The 15,154-nt window shown below is 42.5% G+C and carries 15 protein-coding genes and 2 tRNA genes; 1 reads left to right on the top strand and 16 read right to left on the bottom strand.

Annotated features, from left to right (window positions below; genetic code table 11):
* Window positions 1-193: 193 nt before the first annotated feature.
* From J7K63_04190 to J7K63_04150, 9 genes are all read right to left on the bottom strand, one after another.
* Window positions 194-2,116: a T9SS type A sorting domain-containing protein gene (locus J7K63_04190; GenBank protein ID MCD6234222.1), complete on the bottom strand. Its 1,923-nt coding sequence runs from the start codon at window positions 2,114-2,116 to the stop codon at window positions 194-196.
* A gap of 224 nt (window positions 2,117-2,340) precedes the next feature.
* Window positions 2,341-3,519 carry a pyridoxal phosphate-dependent aminotransferase gene (locus J7K63_04185; GenBank protein MCD6234221.1) on the bottom strand — a complete coding sequence of 393 codons (1,179 nt, stop codon included), beginning with the start codon at window positions 3,517-3,519 and terminating at the stop codon, window positions 2,341-2,343.
* A 132-nt stretch (window positions 3,520-3,651) separates the two neighbouring features.
* Window positions 3,652-4,470: a hypothetical protein gene (locus J7K63_04180; GenBank protein ID MCD6234220.1), complete on the bottom strand. Its 819-nt coding sequence runs from the start codon at window positions 4,468-4,470 to the stop codon at window positions 3,652-3,654.
* A 35-nt stretch (window positions 4,471-4,505) separates the two neighbouring features.
* On the bottom strand, window positions 4,506-5,075 hold the full coding sequence (locus J7K63_04175; GenBank protein MCD6234219.1) for a hypothetical protein: 570 nt from the start codon (window positions 5,073-5,075) through the stop codon (window positions 4,506-4,508).
* A gap of 58 nt (window positions 5,076-5,133) precedes the next feature.
* Complete coding sequence (locus J7K63_04170) at window positions 5,134-5,352, bottom strand: hypothetical protein (GenBank protein ID MCD6234218.1); 219 nt, start codon at window positions 5,350-5,352, stop codon at window positions 5,134-5,136.
* Entirely contained in the window at window positions 5,330-5,491 is a 162-nt protein-coding gene (locus tag J7K63_04165; GenBank protein ID MCD6234217.1) for a hypothetical protein, read from the bottom strand. Before J7K63_04165 ends, J7K63_04170 begins: the two co-directional genes overlap by 23 nt.
* Window positions 5,488-6,063: a hypothetical protein gene (locus J7K63_04160; GenBank protein ID MCD6234216.1), complete on the bottom strand. Its 576-nt coding sequence runs from the start codon at window positions 6,061-6,063 to the stop codon at window positions 5,488-5,490. Before J7K63_04160 ends, J7K63_04165 begins: the two co-directional genes overlap by 4 nt.
* A gap of 574 nt (window positions 6,064-6,637) precedes the next feature.
* Window positions 6,638-6,722: transfer RNA gene (locus J7K63_04155), tRNA-Leu, on the bottom strand.
* Window positions 6,723-6,729: 7 nt separating this feature from the next.
* A tRNA-Cys gene (locus J7K63_04150) sits at window positions 6,730-6,802 on the bottom strand.
* Window positions 6,803-6,957: 155 nt separating this feature from the next.
* On the opposite strand from J7K63_04150, the gene J7K63_04145 reads away from it, so the two are divergent.
* Window positions 6,958-7,590 carry a hypothetical protein gene (locus J7K63_04145; GenBank protein ID MCD6234215.1) on the top strand — a complete coding sequence of 211 codons (633 nt, stop codon included), beginning with the start codon at window positions 6,958-6,960 and terminating at the stop codon, window positions 7,588-7,590.
* 117 nt (window positions 7,591-7,707) lie between these two features.
* On the opposite strand, the gene J7K63_04140 is transcribed toward J7K63_04145, so the two are convergent.
* Genes J7K63_04140 through J7K63_04110 form a run of 7 tightly spaced genes read right to left on the bottom strand, consistent with a single transcriptional unit; the run spans window position 7,708 to window position 15,153 of the window.
* Window positions 7,708-8,637, bottom strand: coding sequence for a LytR C-terminal domain-containing protein (locus tag J7K63_04140; protein ID MCD6234214.1), 930 nt, complete (start codon window positions 8,635-8,637; stop codon window positions 7,708-7,710).
* A 3-nt stretch (window positions 8,638-8,640) separates the two neighbouring features.
* On the bottom strand, window positions 8,641-9,321 hold the full coding sequence (locus J7K63_04135; GenBank protein ID MCD6234213.1) for a hypothetical protein: 681 nt from the start codon (window positions 9,319-9,321) through the stop codon (window positions 8,641-8,643).
* Entirely contained in the window at window positions 9,322-10,482 is a 1,161-nt protein-coding gene (locus tag J7K63_04130) for a glycosyltransferase (GenBank protein MCD6234212.1), read from the bottom strand. It lies immediately after the preceding gene.
* On the bottom strand, window positions 10,475-11,914 hold the full coding sequence (locus tag J7K63_04125; GenBank protein MCD6234211.1) for an oligosaccharide flippase family protein: 1,440 nt from the start codon (window positions 11,912-11,914) through the stop codon (window positions 10,475-10,477). The genes J7K63_04130 and J7K63_04125 overlap by 8 nt, the downstream gene beginning before the upstream one ends.
* Window positions 11,914-12,900 (bottom strand): GNAT family N-acetyltransferase, encoded by a 987-nt coding sequence (locus J7K63_04120; protein ID MCD6234210.1) that lies wholly within the window; start codon window positions 12,898-12,900, stop codon window positions 11,914-11,916. Before J7K63_04120 ends, J7K63_04125 begins: the two co-directional genes overlap by 1 nt.
* On the bottom strand, window positions 12,887-13,690 hold the full coding sequence (locus J7K63_04115) for a ferredoxin--NADP reductase (protein MCD6234209.1): 804 nt from the start codon (window positions 13,688-13,690) through the stop codon (window positions 12,887-12,889). The genes J7K63_04120 and J7K63_04115 overlap by 14 nt, the downstream gene beginning before the upstream one ends.
* 2 nt (window positions 13,691-13,692) lie before the next feature.
* Entirely contained in the window at window positions 13,693-15,153 is a 1,461-nt protein-coding gene (locus J7K63_04110; protein ID MCD6234208.1) for a glycogen synthase, read from the bottom strand.
* Window position 15,154: the final 1 nt, after the last annotated feature.

The following is a 15,154-nucleotide window of genomic DNA, read 5'->3' as shown; positions in this document are numbered from 1 at the left end:
TTTTCATAGTAATTGTCCGGATCCATGGTTATTGTGAAAACCAGTGATTCCGGCACATTGTGCTCCATGTTCAAGTAACAGGTTCCTGTATATATTTCCACATACTTCGTGAATGCAGTGGATTCCAACTTCAAACCCTTTTTTAACCTTTTTTACATTGATAATGTCAACCATCTATTTTTTTTCACCTATACTACTTTAAAAGAATCATTTTTTTGGATAAAACATGTTCCGGGGTACGTATCTGACAGATATAGACACCGGAACCTGCCGGAGAACCATCCTGACTAAAACCGTCCCAATTCAGTGTATGGACACCCCGGCTAAGTTCGGAAAACCGCCAGGAACAGACCTCACGGCCCCTCAGATCAAAGATCGTCAAATAAACGGGGGTTGTCATGGATAGGGTAAATTCTATTGTTGTAGAGGCGTTAAAGGGGTTTGGATAGTTTTTCAACCCAAAGTCATCCGGAAAAATTATGTGTTGATTCGTCAGACTTGTTGTACCTGCCTTGTTTTCATAATAACTGAATGTTCCTTCATAACATCCCAAAACCAGGTCCTGATCTCCGTCACCATCCATATCGATTAAAGCCGGCGACGTATTTTGTCCACCGGCAATTCCGGTAAAAAAAGTTGTATCTTCCTGCCACACACTGTCCTGAAAGGTAAAAAAATTCAATTCCCGCCACATATTTCCCGTCAGGACATCCAATCTGCCATTTCCGGTAAAATCTGCAACAGACGGAACACAGTTGGATCCCACATCAATACCGTTAAAATAGTCCGCAATTTCCACCCAGTCGGGATTATCCGGTGTCCCCTGATTCTCAAAATAAAACAGATTTCCCGCTTCATTTCCGGTAACCAGATCCAGATCGCCGTCACCGTCCATATCCACCAGTCGCGGTACAGACCAGCCGCCAAGAGAGATATGTGACAGGACATCGCTTTGGAGAATAAAGCCGCTTCCGGTATTTTTATGGAAATAGAGATTGCCGCTTAAATCACCTACGATGGCATCGGGCAGACTATCCTGATTGACGTCGCCGATTGTCACGGCAGCATAGATAGAATGCTTTAAGCCCGCAAAAGAACTGCTTTTCTCTTTCCATGCAGGAGAATAAGCGGTCCCGGTATTTTCATAATATTTGATATCACCCAGATTGCTTCCACTGAATAAATCCTGATCTCCGTCAAAATCATAGTCGTAAAAAACGGGGTTAGAGGCCCCTCCTACGTCTAAAGTACCGCCAAAAAGAGTTGTATTCCGTGTCCAGGCGGGTGTTTGTGCCGTACCTGTATTCCGAAAATAATTCAGAGGTCCCGATCCTGAACCATATACAAGGTCCAATTTGCCGTCTCCGTTTAAATCTGCAACCCCCGGTGAGTTAAAATACGTATCGCTCCCGATACCGTCAAAAGGGATAGCATCGGGATGCCAGACACCATTTGCAGCATCCCCTGTATTTCTATAATAGGCAAACCCGTGTCCGTCACGGCCTGTCAGGATATCCAAATTTCCATCGGTATCCATATCGCAAAAAACCGGATAAGCATAGAGTCCCACATCCCCGATAAAAAGGGTATTATTGTCTGAAAACCGGGCCACGGAATCATTCCCCGTGTTAAAATATATTTTTACCGAACCGTCTTCGCTGAATCCCAATACCAAATCCAAATCACCGTCGTTATCAACATCTCCCAAATCCGGTACAGGATAAGATCCGGCATTTATTCCGGAGAAATATCCTTCTTCTTTCACAAAAATGGGAAATTCAGGAACACCTGCATTTTTATAGAGATGCAGCCCGGTATATCCACCTGTAATAAAATCAGGTTTCCCATCTCCGTTTATATCGGCCATTACACCTGCTTCTGCGTCTAACGAAGATACAAGGGAAAAAATATCATCTGAACCGACCTGAAATTTCGGAGACGATGCCGTCCCAACATTCTCCAGGAAAAGAGGTTTATCACTCATATTCCCCAATATCATATCAAAATCCCCATCCTCATCCAAGTCGGCAAAACGGGGATGGGAAAACATCAGACTGGGTACGCCACTGGGATTGAAAATAGCATCATTCTGTTGCCATGGTTGTGCAATAAGCATAACATGCAAAAGCAGGATGAACGATAATGTTTTGAAGAAATGCTGCAAAGTTGTCCCTTTTTTGTTGTTGAAGACTGTAGAACCGTGTGTCCCTGGTGATGCCGGAAACCATGTGCGAAGTGGATGAAATTTTCAAAAGCAAGAAAACAATGATGAATTTTAGGACTTCAATTGATGCACCCAAGCAAACTCACAATTCAAAACTCTTACTCATTGCCCATCACTCAAAACACCCCGGCAATTCTTATTAATGCTTTTTCCAGTATTTTCCGTGGTGTGGGTACACACAAACGCTGAAAATACTCTGAACCGGCCCCAAACATCTTTCCGTCTTCAAGAAAGACATTGGCCCGGTTGTAAATCCGATTATGAATTTCCTCCGGTGACAGACCGGTTCCTGAAAAATCCAGCCATGCAATGTAAGTCCCTTCAGGACGGCGAAACCGTACATCCGGCAAATGTTTTTCTAAAAATGCTTCTAAAAAATCGAAGTTGCTGTCCAGGTATTCTTTCAGCTGTTCCAGCCACTCCTCCCCTTCATTGTAGGCAGCAATAAGTGCGGAAATGGCAAAAGGAGAAGGGCTTTGGATGCCCATCTCATTCATAAAGGCTTTCCGTAATTCAGGATTATCTATAATAATATTTGAACAATGGAGTCCGGCTGTATTGAAAGTTTTATTAATCGCCGTGCAAATAATGGCATTATCTGTATCTGTCACTTGTGCAAGGGGATAAAAGACAGCATTTTTCCGAATCAAATCCCCGTGAATTTCATCACTGACCAGTAAAACCCCGTTTTTTTGGCAAATGTCATCCATTTTCTGAAGTTCTTCAGGCGTCCAGATACGGCCAACAGGATTATGGGGACTGCACAGGATCATCATGGTTGTTGAGGGATCAGAAGCCAGGGTTTCCAACTGCTTAAAATTGATCCGATAATATCCCTTATCATTAATCAGTTCATTATTGGCGATAACCCGTCCGTTTTGCTCTACAGCCGATGTAAACGGCGCATAGACCGGACGTTGGATAATAACCTTATCTCCCGGACGGGTGAAAGCCCGGACGGCAACATGGAGGGCAAAAACGGTCCCGGGAGAATACACAACCGATTCGGGGTGTATTTGCCACCCATGCCGCCGTTTGAACCATCCCTGTAAAGCTTTGATATACCTGTCATCTGATAGATGGTAAGTATAGCCGAACATTTTTTGTTCCACTCTTGCATGCAGGGCAGCCAGAACCGGTTTGGGACATGTAAAATCCATATCCGCCAAAAAAAGAGGAATGGTTTCATCATCATACCGTTCTGTAAATCCAAGATTGATTAGCAATTTCCGGCTATCCCATTTCAGGGAGTTCGTACCGTGGCGGTCAATGATTTCATCAAAGTTATATTTCATGGCATTTCGACGTTTAACGGAATTTTACAGCTGATGGGCTGTATCCCTTATTATTTAATTTTAACTATGTTAGAAAATAATAACATAACTGACAAGTATCAAAAGCGTATATTGTATCAACCTCTCATGAGTTTACTCTTGCTTATCTTGATCGTAGATTATTTTATCGATGGTGAGTTTCAGCCATGTCCAGTCCCCATCCTCCAGTTTCCAGGTTGCATCCATTTCGACGGGAATTTTAACACCATCCATCACGGCATATTTCCGGACGGATATAATCCATTCATACCGCCTGGTATCTGATGTATTTTCCTTGTAACGCATGGCACTGAACCTGATAAAATCGCCCTTTTCATTAAAGTAAAATGTCCCGCTTCCTTCCGTTCCATTGTATCGCATTGTTGCTTTTGCCGAAAACTCATCGATGCTCTCCCAAGTGATATACGGACTCAGGGCTGCCGTAGGATACCAGACAATTTCTCCAAGATAGCGTTGAAGTGTCCCTTCATCAATCTTCTCTCCCGTCTCATGTACTACATTGATGAGGGAATTCATACGGATGCGCATTTCCCCTTTGCCATTTATAAATTTATCCCTGCCTTTAATTGAGATCAGAGGGTTCATCTTCATTCTCACAGTCCAGAGAAACGCAGGCGGATCCGTCGTAAAAAGCTGTTTTGCCTTTGCCGTATACCATTTTTTCTGATCCGGTTTCATTGTCATCTGTGCCGATTGACTGAGCCACCCCCGTCGGATTTCAGGTCTGCCCACAATTCCCGTGGTTTTCAGCCATTTTTTGACGGGTTCCGGCAAAGATTGAATGCGTTCTTCTGTAACAATTGGTGCTTCGCCTTCCTTAACGGAAGATAAGATCTCCGCTTTTTCCTGCTCTATCATCTTATGCATACTGCAGGACGCGAACAATAAAAGGAGGAATAAGGGATATTTCATGAAGAATCCTTTATAAATTTTGTGGTACGGCACATTTAAAACCGGAAACCTATAAAAAAGAGTGGCGGAAAATAGAAGAATGGATTCTCTTCAGCCCGTTCCTTAAAAGATTCAGGCTTCCCATCGGGATCCGAATAGAGTGCAAATCCAAAAGGCCACTGGACATTCAGAAAAAGGGGAATCTTTTTGACTTTAAAATCAAACGAATACCCCAGGCGGAATTCATTCCACAAATCAAAACCCACAGGATACGTTTTACTCTCTTCTTCAGAATAATAGCGATCCCACATAGGCATCAACTGGTAATCGATATGTAAATTTTTCCATAAATATCTGCGGTATCCTACAATGAATCCGGGAGCATCGGTATGCCCCACATCCTCATACTCAATGTTCATATAAGACGGAGCAATAATGAATTCACTTTCACGCGAGAACCGGTATGTGTAGTGGATTGCATAAATGCCCATTACCGGTGACAGGGGACAAAAATCAACTGCATGTTTATATTCAATAACGTCATCACTTTCCGATACTGTTTGACCGTATCCCGAGGATACAGCTGTTATCATGAGAAAAACAAGAACAAGAATCATACTCTTCATACGTATTTTCCCTTTTCTCCCTGTCTTTTATTCAACATCTTACATTCGTTTCCGAAAATTATGGGTTTAGATATGCAATTTCAAACAAAAGCTGTAGGGGTAATTCTTGAATTGCCCCCACGGTGGATATATCGGATTCATTGATGATAATAATACCGTGCACATGATTGGGCATGACGACGAATGCATCCACATCGATGCCTGGGTAATACACGGGGATTTCATCCCATACGGTTTGAATCATCCGTCCTACATCATTCAACATTATTTTTCCCATCAACAATTTCCCCAAACAAACATTCCCGGTTTTGGGTGCACATGGTTACAAAATACGCCCCGGCCTGTGAATAATCGTATCCCTTCAACCGGATGGAACGGCGGTGATGGTATTCGGGGTTGTTTTTTGTTGGTGTCATTCACCAAAATTATCGTCTGTTTTCCAATGTAACGGATTGTTGATGATGTAATGCCGAATACGGTTTAATTCATTTTCATTTCGGATAATGTGTTCGTAATAATTGCGTTGCCAAACGGATATTCCTGGTGTTTGACGTATTCTATTGATGGGTTTGGCAACATTCATTTTGAATCGTCCAATGATTTTCGGCAATAACATATTACGGCGTTGTTCACGTGAATGGGGCAATTCATGACGTAGGGGCAATTCATGCCGTAGGGGCAATTCATGAATTGCCCCTACGGTGGATATATCGGATTCATTGATGATAATAATACCATGCACATGATTCGGCATGACCACATATTCATCCAATTGTACATTTTGATAATGTTGCGGGATTTCCATCCAACATTGTTGGACAATTTGCCCGTATTCATTTAATCGCATTTTCCCATTCACAATTTCCCCAAATAAACATTCCCGGTTTTGGGTACACATGGTCACATAATACGCCCCGGCCTGTGAATAATCGTATCCCTTCAACCGGATGGAACGGCGGTGGTATTTTTCCCGATCGTATTTTCTCATGTCCGGCCCCTGATAAATTAACAGAAAACCCAATTCGCATACTATGATAATTTATACATACAAATACAAATTATCATTAAAAATATACATCATTAAATAGAGTGTTTGTGCAAAAAAAATATATTTTTAGCTTTTGACCCTCTAATAATAGTATACCGAATTTTTAGAACTTGTGCAAAAATAGTTCATACGAAATTTAATTATCACTTCATGAAATTCATTTTTAATTCATGATTAAGGGCTATTCAGGAATGTTTTTTAATAGCAGTGGCTTTATTACAGAAAGAATAATACGCTATCGATTTTACAAGGTTATATAAAACTGTCACCGATTTCCAACCTGATCAATAGTTTTTCGGATTGGATTAAATTAGGATAAAATTTTAAAAATTAACATTTCATCCATGTTGCTAAAAACACCATATCATAGTATTATATTTTTATCATACCCGTATTTATCCCGTTACTTCTATAAAAAATAGATACAAATATAACAAAGCCCCGGCCGTATCGACAGGGGCTTTATGTTTTGCCTGATTCTCATACGTGATTGATTGTCAGGACTTTACTTGTGTACCGAAGGCCGGACTTGAACCGGCACGGAGATAATCTCCGAGGGATTTTAAGTCCCTTGCGTCTGCCAATTCCGCCACTTCGGCAAACAAGAGGTGACGGCCGGATTCGAACCGGCGAATAAAGGTTTTGCAGACCTCCCCCTTAGCCACTTGGGTACGTCACCAACTTTTCAAAAGCTTGATAGCTTAACATTTCCTATCCTGAAAATCAATCTTTTATGAATTCTTTAAAAGCCATTTTTGACCTTTTGCAAAATCTATCTTTCTTTTTTTCTTCATGAAATGCTTCCATAAATTTGTCTGACTATCAGGAGATTCCATGGAAAAAAAACTCATACCTAAAATCATTCTTGAAGGCACCCGCCTGACATTCAAAACCGACATTGCCTTTCTTCTTAACGAACATCCTGAAATTGTCGGTCCAAGAAAATACAGATATCATAGTCCTCTTATTTCTGCCGAATGGTGCGCCTTTACCAATTTCCCCTGGGGACGCGGTCTTATTAATTTTTTACCCGAAGAGGCATCAAAAGCGATGGAAACCTATCAAACCTGGATCAGGCTTTTTGAACTTCAAAAGTATTACTCGTGGATCATCGACCGTTTTCACATATCTACACAGGTGTACCAGAAAATTCATCATGGAATTGACTATGATTTTAGCAACCTTGAAAAGCGACTGAATGCTTTGGGTTTTCACATGGTATTTCTTACCCGCTCTCCGGAATCTTTTGAATCAGCCAGAAAAGAACGGCTGACTGTTTCCGGTAATCCAAAACAATATGATGACCTCTCTGTTTTTCAAAAGGAACAGATGATTATGAAATCTTATATTGAAAGATCCATCCTTCCGGTGTTGACCCTGGATATTTCGGATAATGATAAAACCCGGGCGGTTGAATCTATCGCACAATGGCTAAAAGAAACCGGCGGCTTGTATAATCCTGAATAGCAAGGATACTTTTGTAACAAAAATGACAGAGATCTAATTTTTCAGAATAAATGTTATGTATTTTAATGTTTATCTGATCGATTTATTAATATTCGCTCTGAATACAGATATCTCTGATTAGTATATTGGCAATTTATTATAATCTTTCCCGAGAATGATTACCGTATTTGCTTTATCCCGTTCCTCTTTCAGCGGCTTAACGGTTTTGGCATTAACACCGATTAAATCAAGCCAGATATGGTCATCCGGATTATCGGACGTTGAAAAGATAACGGTTGAGGGATAATTGAAGTTATCCGCGTTCCTGCTGTCTACAACACGGATACCGTTGCGGGTGAGATAATCTTCCAACTTAGCGGCAATCCCTGGTACGCCGCACCCGTTTAGGATCAACACCCTGGGGACAAATATTTCAATAAGTTCCTGTGTTTGTGGGATATTTTCCGTTTGAGTCGTTTGGACTTCGTCCGGAACAACCGTCTGTGATGGCGTTTCTTCAACAGGCGCCATCTTATCCAGTTTTTCCTCTATCTGAGTTTGTATTTCCTCCTGATATGGGCGTCCCTGTGAACGATCATCCGACGGAGTGTCCAGAGATTCATAAATACCCGGTACACCTACAGGTTCCTCATTCCAGCGACTTTCCAAAAATCCGGTGATCCAGCGGTTGGCAATGAAAAAAGCAACCGCCAGCAGTGCAACAATACCAATAATTTTCCCGACTTTCGACGGAGCAGGCTCCATCGGTCCTTTCCTGCTCCTCTTCCCTTTTATATTCTCATCCTCTTGCTCAAGAAGATCTTCCAGGTTGTTGATACCGACTTTCAGTCCGGAAATCTGTTGCTGAAGAACGGTGAGAACTTTATGGGATGAGGCCTGGCGCTTGGTCAGTTCATCAATTTTGACCTCGAGGCCCCGGATTTTTTCCTCAATCTCACCATATCCATCCACATCCTGTGCATAAGGATCTTTATTTTTTAAATCTCGTTCCATTTCATTGAGTTTCTTCTTGATCTCAGAAAGTTCCTTTTGTTCAAAATTTTCCATTACTCACCTTTTCACTGCCTCTTTAGCCAGATGGTCCGCCCGTTCGTTCCACAGGTTCCCCGAATGACTTTTTACCTTGTTCCAGGTTATTTCCAGGGGAAGTTTTTGCACATATTCCCCATATTTCTGTGTCAGTTCTTTTTTTGCCCTCCAGGCTCCCGTCGCCCACTTTTCAATGCCTTCATAATCATAATGGATGGTACACCGGGATATATTATTTTTTATACACCACTGGAAAAATTTTACTGCCGCTGCCAATTCACCCCCCACCTGATGATGCTGATGATATTCAGGACGATTCACAACACCATTTATTTCCTTTAGCACCAGTCCTTTCTGAAGAATGACGAGTCCATAACCGACCTTCCCATTTATATAGCTTCCGTCAACAAAAGCATGAATATCCCCATTTTCCAGCTGATCTCCGTGATGAAATCCATGCCAGGCCATGAGGATTCTCTCTTTCTGTGCCGGATCCTGGCAGCGGACAATGGTAATTTTAGAGGATTTTCGTTTGGGACTGTACCACAGGGTGAAACGGAGGTTCATGGATTGCACATCTAAGGAGACGCAATAATCGCGAAAACTGTCCGGATCCAATTCCGCCCGAATGTTCAATTTATTTTTCAGATAACTTTGAAACTGACGGGCAACATGCTCCACTTCTTTCCGGTATTTTGTCATTTAACCCTTTCCATCCTTCAGAATACTCCGGTATATATCGTGTAATTTACTCTCTTCAAGCTCCCATGTAAACCGGTTTAAAAATGTTTCCCGGGCTGCTTTTTTCATGTCATTAAGTAACTCTCTGTCCGGAAAAGAAGATTGGATCAGGGTTGCAATTCCTTCGGCTTTTTCATCCTGAAAAATGAGTGCTGCCGGATTTTTCCAAAAGAGATGACGAATATTATAGAGGTCTGAAGAGACAAATGGGAGTCCGCAAGCCAGATATTCAAAGATTTTATTCGGCAGGCTGATGTTAAAAGGCGATATATCCGGTAATACCGACCATCCAATATGGGCTTCCTGCAGACAGGAAGGAATGTCCTGGTGGGGGATCTGTCCAAGATGCAGCATCTGTCCCCGGCTGTTGCGACAGCAATCCACCCAGTTTTCCACATCGCTTTTTTCTCCTTTTCCCAGTGTGACACCTACACAGGAGTAACCCCTTTTATTTAAAGCAGCTACCGTGTCGGCAAATAAAAAGAGATTCCTGTGGCGGGAAATATCCCCTGCATAGATGAGGACGATCCGGTTCCGGGCTAAATCCCGAATCTTCAGCGCTGTCTCTCCCCCCCCTGTCTGCCTGTTTTCAAACAGCTCCCTCCGTGGATAATTCCGGATTTCCGTCACCTGCTTGTTCCAGCGGGAAAACCGAGAAGTTAATTGCGGCACCACAGTGATGATATGACTGGCTTTACGGCTCAGGTGTTTTTCACGGAATGCCAGAGTGGTTCTGTGAATCTGCTTCTTCACCCATGATCCCGGCAAATAACATTTCACCAGAAGGGGAAAATGCTCATGAACATCATATATGAGAGGAATTTCAAGGTCATGAGCATATCGAAGCGCCTCTTTGAGAATAAACAAATCGTGGACATGCACCATTGCCGGTTTGAACTTCCGGGCTTCATTCATAATCGCCCGGATATTTGCCTTGTATCCCCCATCTTTCACGCCGATGGTTAATATATCCTGCAGAGTTTCCCGTTTGGCTGTACCAGATACACCGATGATGATTAAAGAATATGCTTTCTTCAAACTCAGACATTCCCGGTATAAAATCCGGTCATCATCCGGTGAATGGGTACATGAAATATGGAGAACCAAATCTGTGCTATTCACGTGTCAGTACCCTCCTGATTTGATTAAAGTCACCGATTTTAAAGAAGAAAAGTGAACCGGTGTACACAAGAAAGAGTCCGGCTTTTTCCGGAAGTGCCGTCAGATTTCCCAGATAATATGCCAACAGCACAATGATCAGCAATCCATAGGTTATGAATACTTTTTTCCAGTTATAGGGTATAGGATACCAGCGACGCACAACGAAATAGGTCAGCCCTGCCATCCACAAGTAAGATAAAAATGTTGCCCAGGCAGCACCGGTCATTCCAAAGAACTGTATAAGATAATAATTCAGAATAACATTCATTAAAGCGGCAGAACCGCTGATCAATGGAATCACACCGGTTTTTTCGGAAAAATAGATTGAAGGTAAAAAATTTATATACATTCCCAGAAAAATATAGGCTCCCAGAATGATAGGGACAATATGTTCAGATTGCCAATAATTTTGTCCAAAAATCGTGATTCCGAAAACCTTCAGTGTAATAAAATCATGGATAAAGAGGGTTACGCCCAGAAAAACGAGTGCCATCATCACATTGAAAACGGTGAAAATCCGCCCAAAGGTTTCCGGTGCCTGAGGATCATCTGCTTTATTAAGAAAAAAAGGCTGCCAGGCAAATTTATATCCCATCACTACAATGAGCATGAAAATACCTAATTTATAGCCTGCCGAATAGAGTCCCACCGTTTCATAATCCATCATAATTCGGAGCATATACCGGTCGATGAGTTCCAAAACCATGGAGGCTATACCGCCCGGTACAAAAGGCAGACCAAAGCGAAGCATTTTACGAAAGAGACGGGTATTAAAGACTGCCTTTAAATTCTTTTTCAGGACCGGTAAAAGCAGGATAAAACTCAATGTTGAAGCAGCAATATTCGCCCAGAAAATGCCTTCGAGTCCCATTCCTCTGAATCGTATGAGCCAAATATTCAAACTCATATTCAATACGACATTGGCCAGATTGATCAACGTAAATGAAACCGCTTTATCGTTCATTCTCAGGGTATGGAGTGGGATATTCACCAGGGTATCCATGAGGAGGATACCGGAAGACAGGCGAATTAGCTGCTCATACTGAGGGGAACCAAGAAATATCCGGCTTATCCACGTACTATTAAAAAAAAGGAAAAGAGAAAGTACAATCCCGGTGCACAGGAGAGATAAAAAGGCGGAAGTAAAGGCTTCTCCCCGGTCATAATCTCCTTTTTTGGTATAAAACCGGAGGAATGCGCTGTCCAGACCATAATGGTAGATAATATTCAAAAAAGCAATCCCGGAAAAAACGAGAGATGCCACTCCGTAAACCGAGGGGAGAAACAGGTGACTATAAAAGGGCAGAAGAAAAAAATTAAGCATACGGGTTACAATATAACCCGTCCCGTATATCAGGGTCTGACTTCCCAATTTTCGTATATCACCGGCCATTATTTCAAATCAAGGTAAAAGGTATCCCGGAAGATTCCGCCTGCTCCGAAAGACTCCTTAAAGCGGGCGAGTCCCAGGTTGGGTTCCATATTCACGGTAAAAATCCCGTAATCAAGATATGTAAATCCCCGGCGTATACTGTCCTCAATCACTTCCTTGAACAAGAGATTCACACCGCGGTATTCCTGATAGGCTTCATCATGGGAAATATAAAAAGCGAGTGTTACCCGCTCATTGGCATCAAACAGGACAATCCCGGCAATCATGGTTTCCTTTATAAAAGCTGCATACAGGCGGACACGGTCAGGATAGCGTTGTTTGATATCTTCCAGTTCTTTGAGTGTATGGGTAGGTTGGACATTATGCCGGATTTTCAGGTTCTTTTTGAGGATCTCATAAAATGATGCATAATCATCCGATTCACGGACCGTTACCCCTTTCTTCAGTGCTTTTCTAAAAGCGGTGCGTGTTGTCTGGCGAAATTTTGCAATATTTTTTTCGACAGAGTCCTCCAGGTACAATACAGAAGAAATATCCCGTTTCAGATATCGGAAGTGATTTCTGAATAAAGCAAATTCGGCATAATTGGACAGGCGTTTGTTATAAATAATGGGGGGTATGGTAATGATGACACGGCTGAAATTTGCCTGTTGAAGATAATGGATAAAGGATTCCGTGATTTTCAGGTGCAAATCCAGGGACATATCATGTGGCTGGACAAAACCACCATAACTGGAGCCCCGGTGCGAATGGAGAATTTTCATGCCGGCTTGTTCGTATTCCACAGCCGGAAGCAATGATACAGGTTTCTGGTCGTTCAGGAAAACCAGGGAGTGATCCGTAAAACGGTCTTTCGGATGATAATTCAGAAATGTGCGTTCATGAAAGAGAGTGCCATTATTGGAGTCAGCAACAAAAGAATCCCAAAAAGGGTGTTCGTCAGGATTAAAGCGTTCAACGGTAACGGCATATCTACCAGTCTTCATAAAATATACTTCCCCCCTTCTTTCGGTCATAGGGTTTAAAACTGCTTTCTCCCAGGAGTTCCACCATCTGAGTAATCATTTTCGGATGGCCGCAAAGAAAAACAGCTGTATTCACCGGAGTAATTTCAGAATGCCACAGATCATCAACTATACCTTCATTCCAAATATCCTGAACAAAACCGGTTCTGCCGTTCCAGGGGATTTTTTCACGATCCTGGTGACTTATGACGGGTACATAGGAAAAATTTTCACACAGGCGTTCCAAATGTTCCAGTTCGGCACGGAATCCCAAATCTCCGGAATTCAGGGCTCCGTGAATTACCGCGATTTTTCGTTTGTTACAGGGTGCGTCTGAACGAATCATGCTCATGTAGGGAGCCAGACCGGTTCCAGTGGCGATAAAGAGTATATTTTTATCGTCATCTACCGTATCCAGTGTGAGCATTCCCCGGAGCTTGGGGAACATATAGAGTTTATCTCCTGTTTTCAGAGCAAAAAGTCGAGGTGTCAGTTCACCGGAATAAACCAGGCGAATATAGAATTCAATATATTGCTCTTGATCTGCACTGGAGGATGCTGAATAGGGTCTACGGATCCACGCATCGGGGTTATCATTTTCAGGTGGTTCGGCTTCGGGGATACAGGGGGCTTTACCGGGCAGGGCCAGTATGGTAAACTGGCCGGGCGTAAAAGGGGACAACTCCCACCCTACGGGAACAACCCGCAGAATCATCAGAGAAGGGGATATATTGATTTTCTGGTCGACAACGGCATTATATTCCGTTTTCATCCTTAAAACCTCATGAGGCCTTGATACATTTTAATATAATTTTGTGCTGCTTTTTCCCATGAAAAATCCATGGACATTCCGGATTTCTGAATGCAGACCCACTCTTCTTTATTCAAAAAGGTCTGATATGCTCTGTCCAGTGTTCTTAAAAATGCCTGACAATGGTAGGACTCAAAGAGAAAACCGGTTTGCAGACCAGAAGTGTCGATGATAGTGTCAGCCAATCCACCGGTCCTGTGGGCTAAAGGTGGTGTACCATATTTCAAAGAATATATCTGGCTTAACCCGCAGGGCTCAAATGTGGACGGCATGAGAAACAAATCCACACCGGCCTGGATTTTATGTGACAGTTCCTCGTTGAAGGAGGTATTCAGGTAAAGGCGATCGTAATCCTTCCTGGCCAGAGATTCCCACAGTTTCTGTAATTCTTTATCACCGCTGGCAAGAATAATCAGTTTCACAGGGCGCTTTTTTATCTCTTCCCAACACTCCAGTAAAAGTTTAAACCCCTTTTGTTCTGTCATCCGGGCCACCATGCCGCAAATCATGGTTTTATCATCTGCTTCCATTCCCACCCGTTTCAAAAGCCCTTCCCGGTTGACAGCTTTATCCTCAAGGGTTTCAACCGTGTAATTTTTATAAATCAGAGTATCGGTCTCAGGATTCCAGTAGCTGTAGTCAGCCCCGTTCAGGATACCTTTAAATTTATAGCTTACTGCCTGAAGGACATCAAAGAGTCCATACGAATACTCGGGATTTTCCAGTAGTTCCTTTGTGTATTTTGGGCTTACCGTATTAATCACATCCGAAAATTCCATCCCGGTTTTGACAAAATTCGTTTTCCCGTAAAACTCAAAGGGACTCAGTGCATAGAAAGCATTTTCGCTGATGCCGCCTTTAAACAGGACCGATGCGTCGTAAACGCCCTGAAACAGAAAATTATGGAGTGTCAGGACGCATTTTGAATAGCTGAAATAAGGTGACATTTTAAAATTGGTACGTATCAGGGCAGGGATCAGGGCCGTATGATAATCGTGGACATGAACAATATCGGGATAAAGTTCAAGGCTTTCGACGGAACAAATGACTGCCAGCTGAAAAAACATCCACATTTCCCCTTCATCTTCAAAGGGAACATTGTTGGGGTGGGAATAAATACCGTCCCGGTTGAAATATCGGGGACAGTTCACTAAATAGACTATTGTAGAGGGAGTATCTGGAAGAACGTATTTATAAAGAGTAAAAGGGATAACATCATTCCCAAGGTGAATCCGGAGATCCTGATCCTGTAAAACCTGTTCGGAGGGGAATTGCATTTTATCGATACGGCTGTAAAAAGGAAGGAAAAGACAAATTTCATTGTCATAGAGAGGTAAATGACGTAATAACCCCCCGACCACATCCGCCAAACCTCCGACTTTGATAAATGGAACGGCTTCTGCACTGGCCATTACAATTTTCAAG

Source organism: Candidatus Neomarinimicrobiota bacterium, assembly GCA_021157965.1.
Lineage (GTDB): Bacteria > Fidelibacterota > Fidelibacteria > Fidelibacterales > Fidelibacteraceae > Fidelibacter.
Note: the sequence above shows the minus strand (reverse complement) of the source record. Positions and strands in the feature narration are given on the sequence as shown.

Coding starts and splice junctions, on each gene's coding strand:
- J7K63_04190 (MCD6234222.1), bottom strand. CDS start 2,116: ATGCTTATTGCACAACCATGGCAACAGAATGATGCTATTTTCAATCCC.
- J7K63_04185 (MCD6234221.1), bottom strand. CDS start 3,519: ATGAAATATAACTTTGATGAAATCATTGACCGCCACGGTACGAACTCC.
- J7K63_04180 (MCD6234220.1), bottom strand. CDS start 4,470: ATGAAATATCCCTTATTCCTCCTTTTATTGTTCGCGTCCTGCAGTATG.
- J7K63_04175 (MCD6234219.1), bottom strand. CDS start 5,075: ATGAAGAGTATGATTCTTGTTCTTGTTTTTCTCATGATAACAGCTGTA.
- J7K63_04170 (MCD6234218.1), bottom strand. CDS start 5,352: ATGGGAAAAATAATGTTGAATGATGTAGGACGGATGATTCAAACCGTA.
- J7K63_04165 (MCD6234217.1), bottom strand. CDS start 5,491: ATGACACCAACAAAAAACAACCCCGAATACCATCACCGCCGTTCCATC.
- J7K63_04160 (MCD6234216.1), bottom strand. CDS start 6,063: ATGAGAAAATACGATCGGGAAAAATACCACCGCCGTTCCATCCGGTTG.
- J7K63_04145 (MCD6234215.1), top strand. CDS start 6,958: ATGGAAAAAAAACTCATACCTAAAATCATTCTTGAAGGCACCCGCCTG.
- J7K63_04140 (MCD6234214.1), bottom strand. CDS start 8,637: ATGGAAAATTTTGAACAAAAGGAACTTTCTGAGATCAAGAAGAAACTC.
- J7K63_04135 (MCD6234213.1), bottom strand. CDS start 9,321: ATGACAAAATACCGGAAAGAAGTGGAGCATGTTGCCCGTCAGTTTCAA.
- J7K63_04125 (MCD6234211.1), bottom strand. CDS start 11,914: ATGGCCGGTGATATACGAAAATTGGGAAGTCAGACCCTGATATACGGG.
- J7K63_04120 (MCD6234210.1), bottom strand. CDS start 12,900: ATGAAGACTGGTAGATATGCCGTTACCGTTGAACGCTTTAATCCTGAC.
- J7K63_04115 (MCD6234209.1), bottom strand. CDS start 13,690: ATGAAAACGGAATATAATGCCGTTGTCGACCAGAAAATCAATATATCC.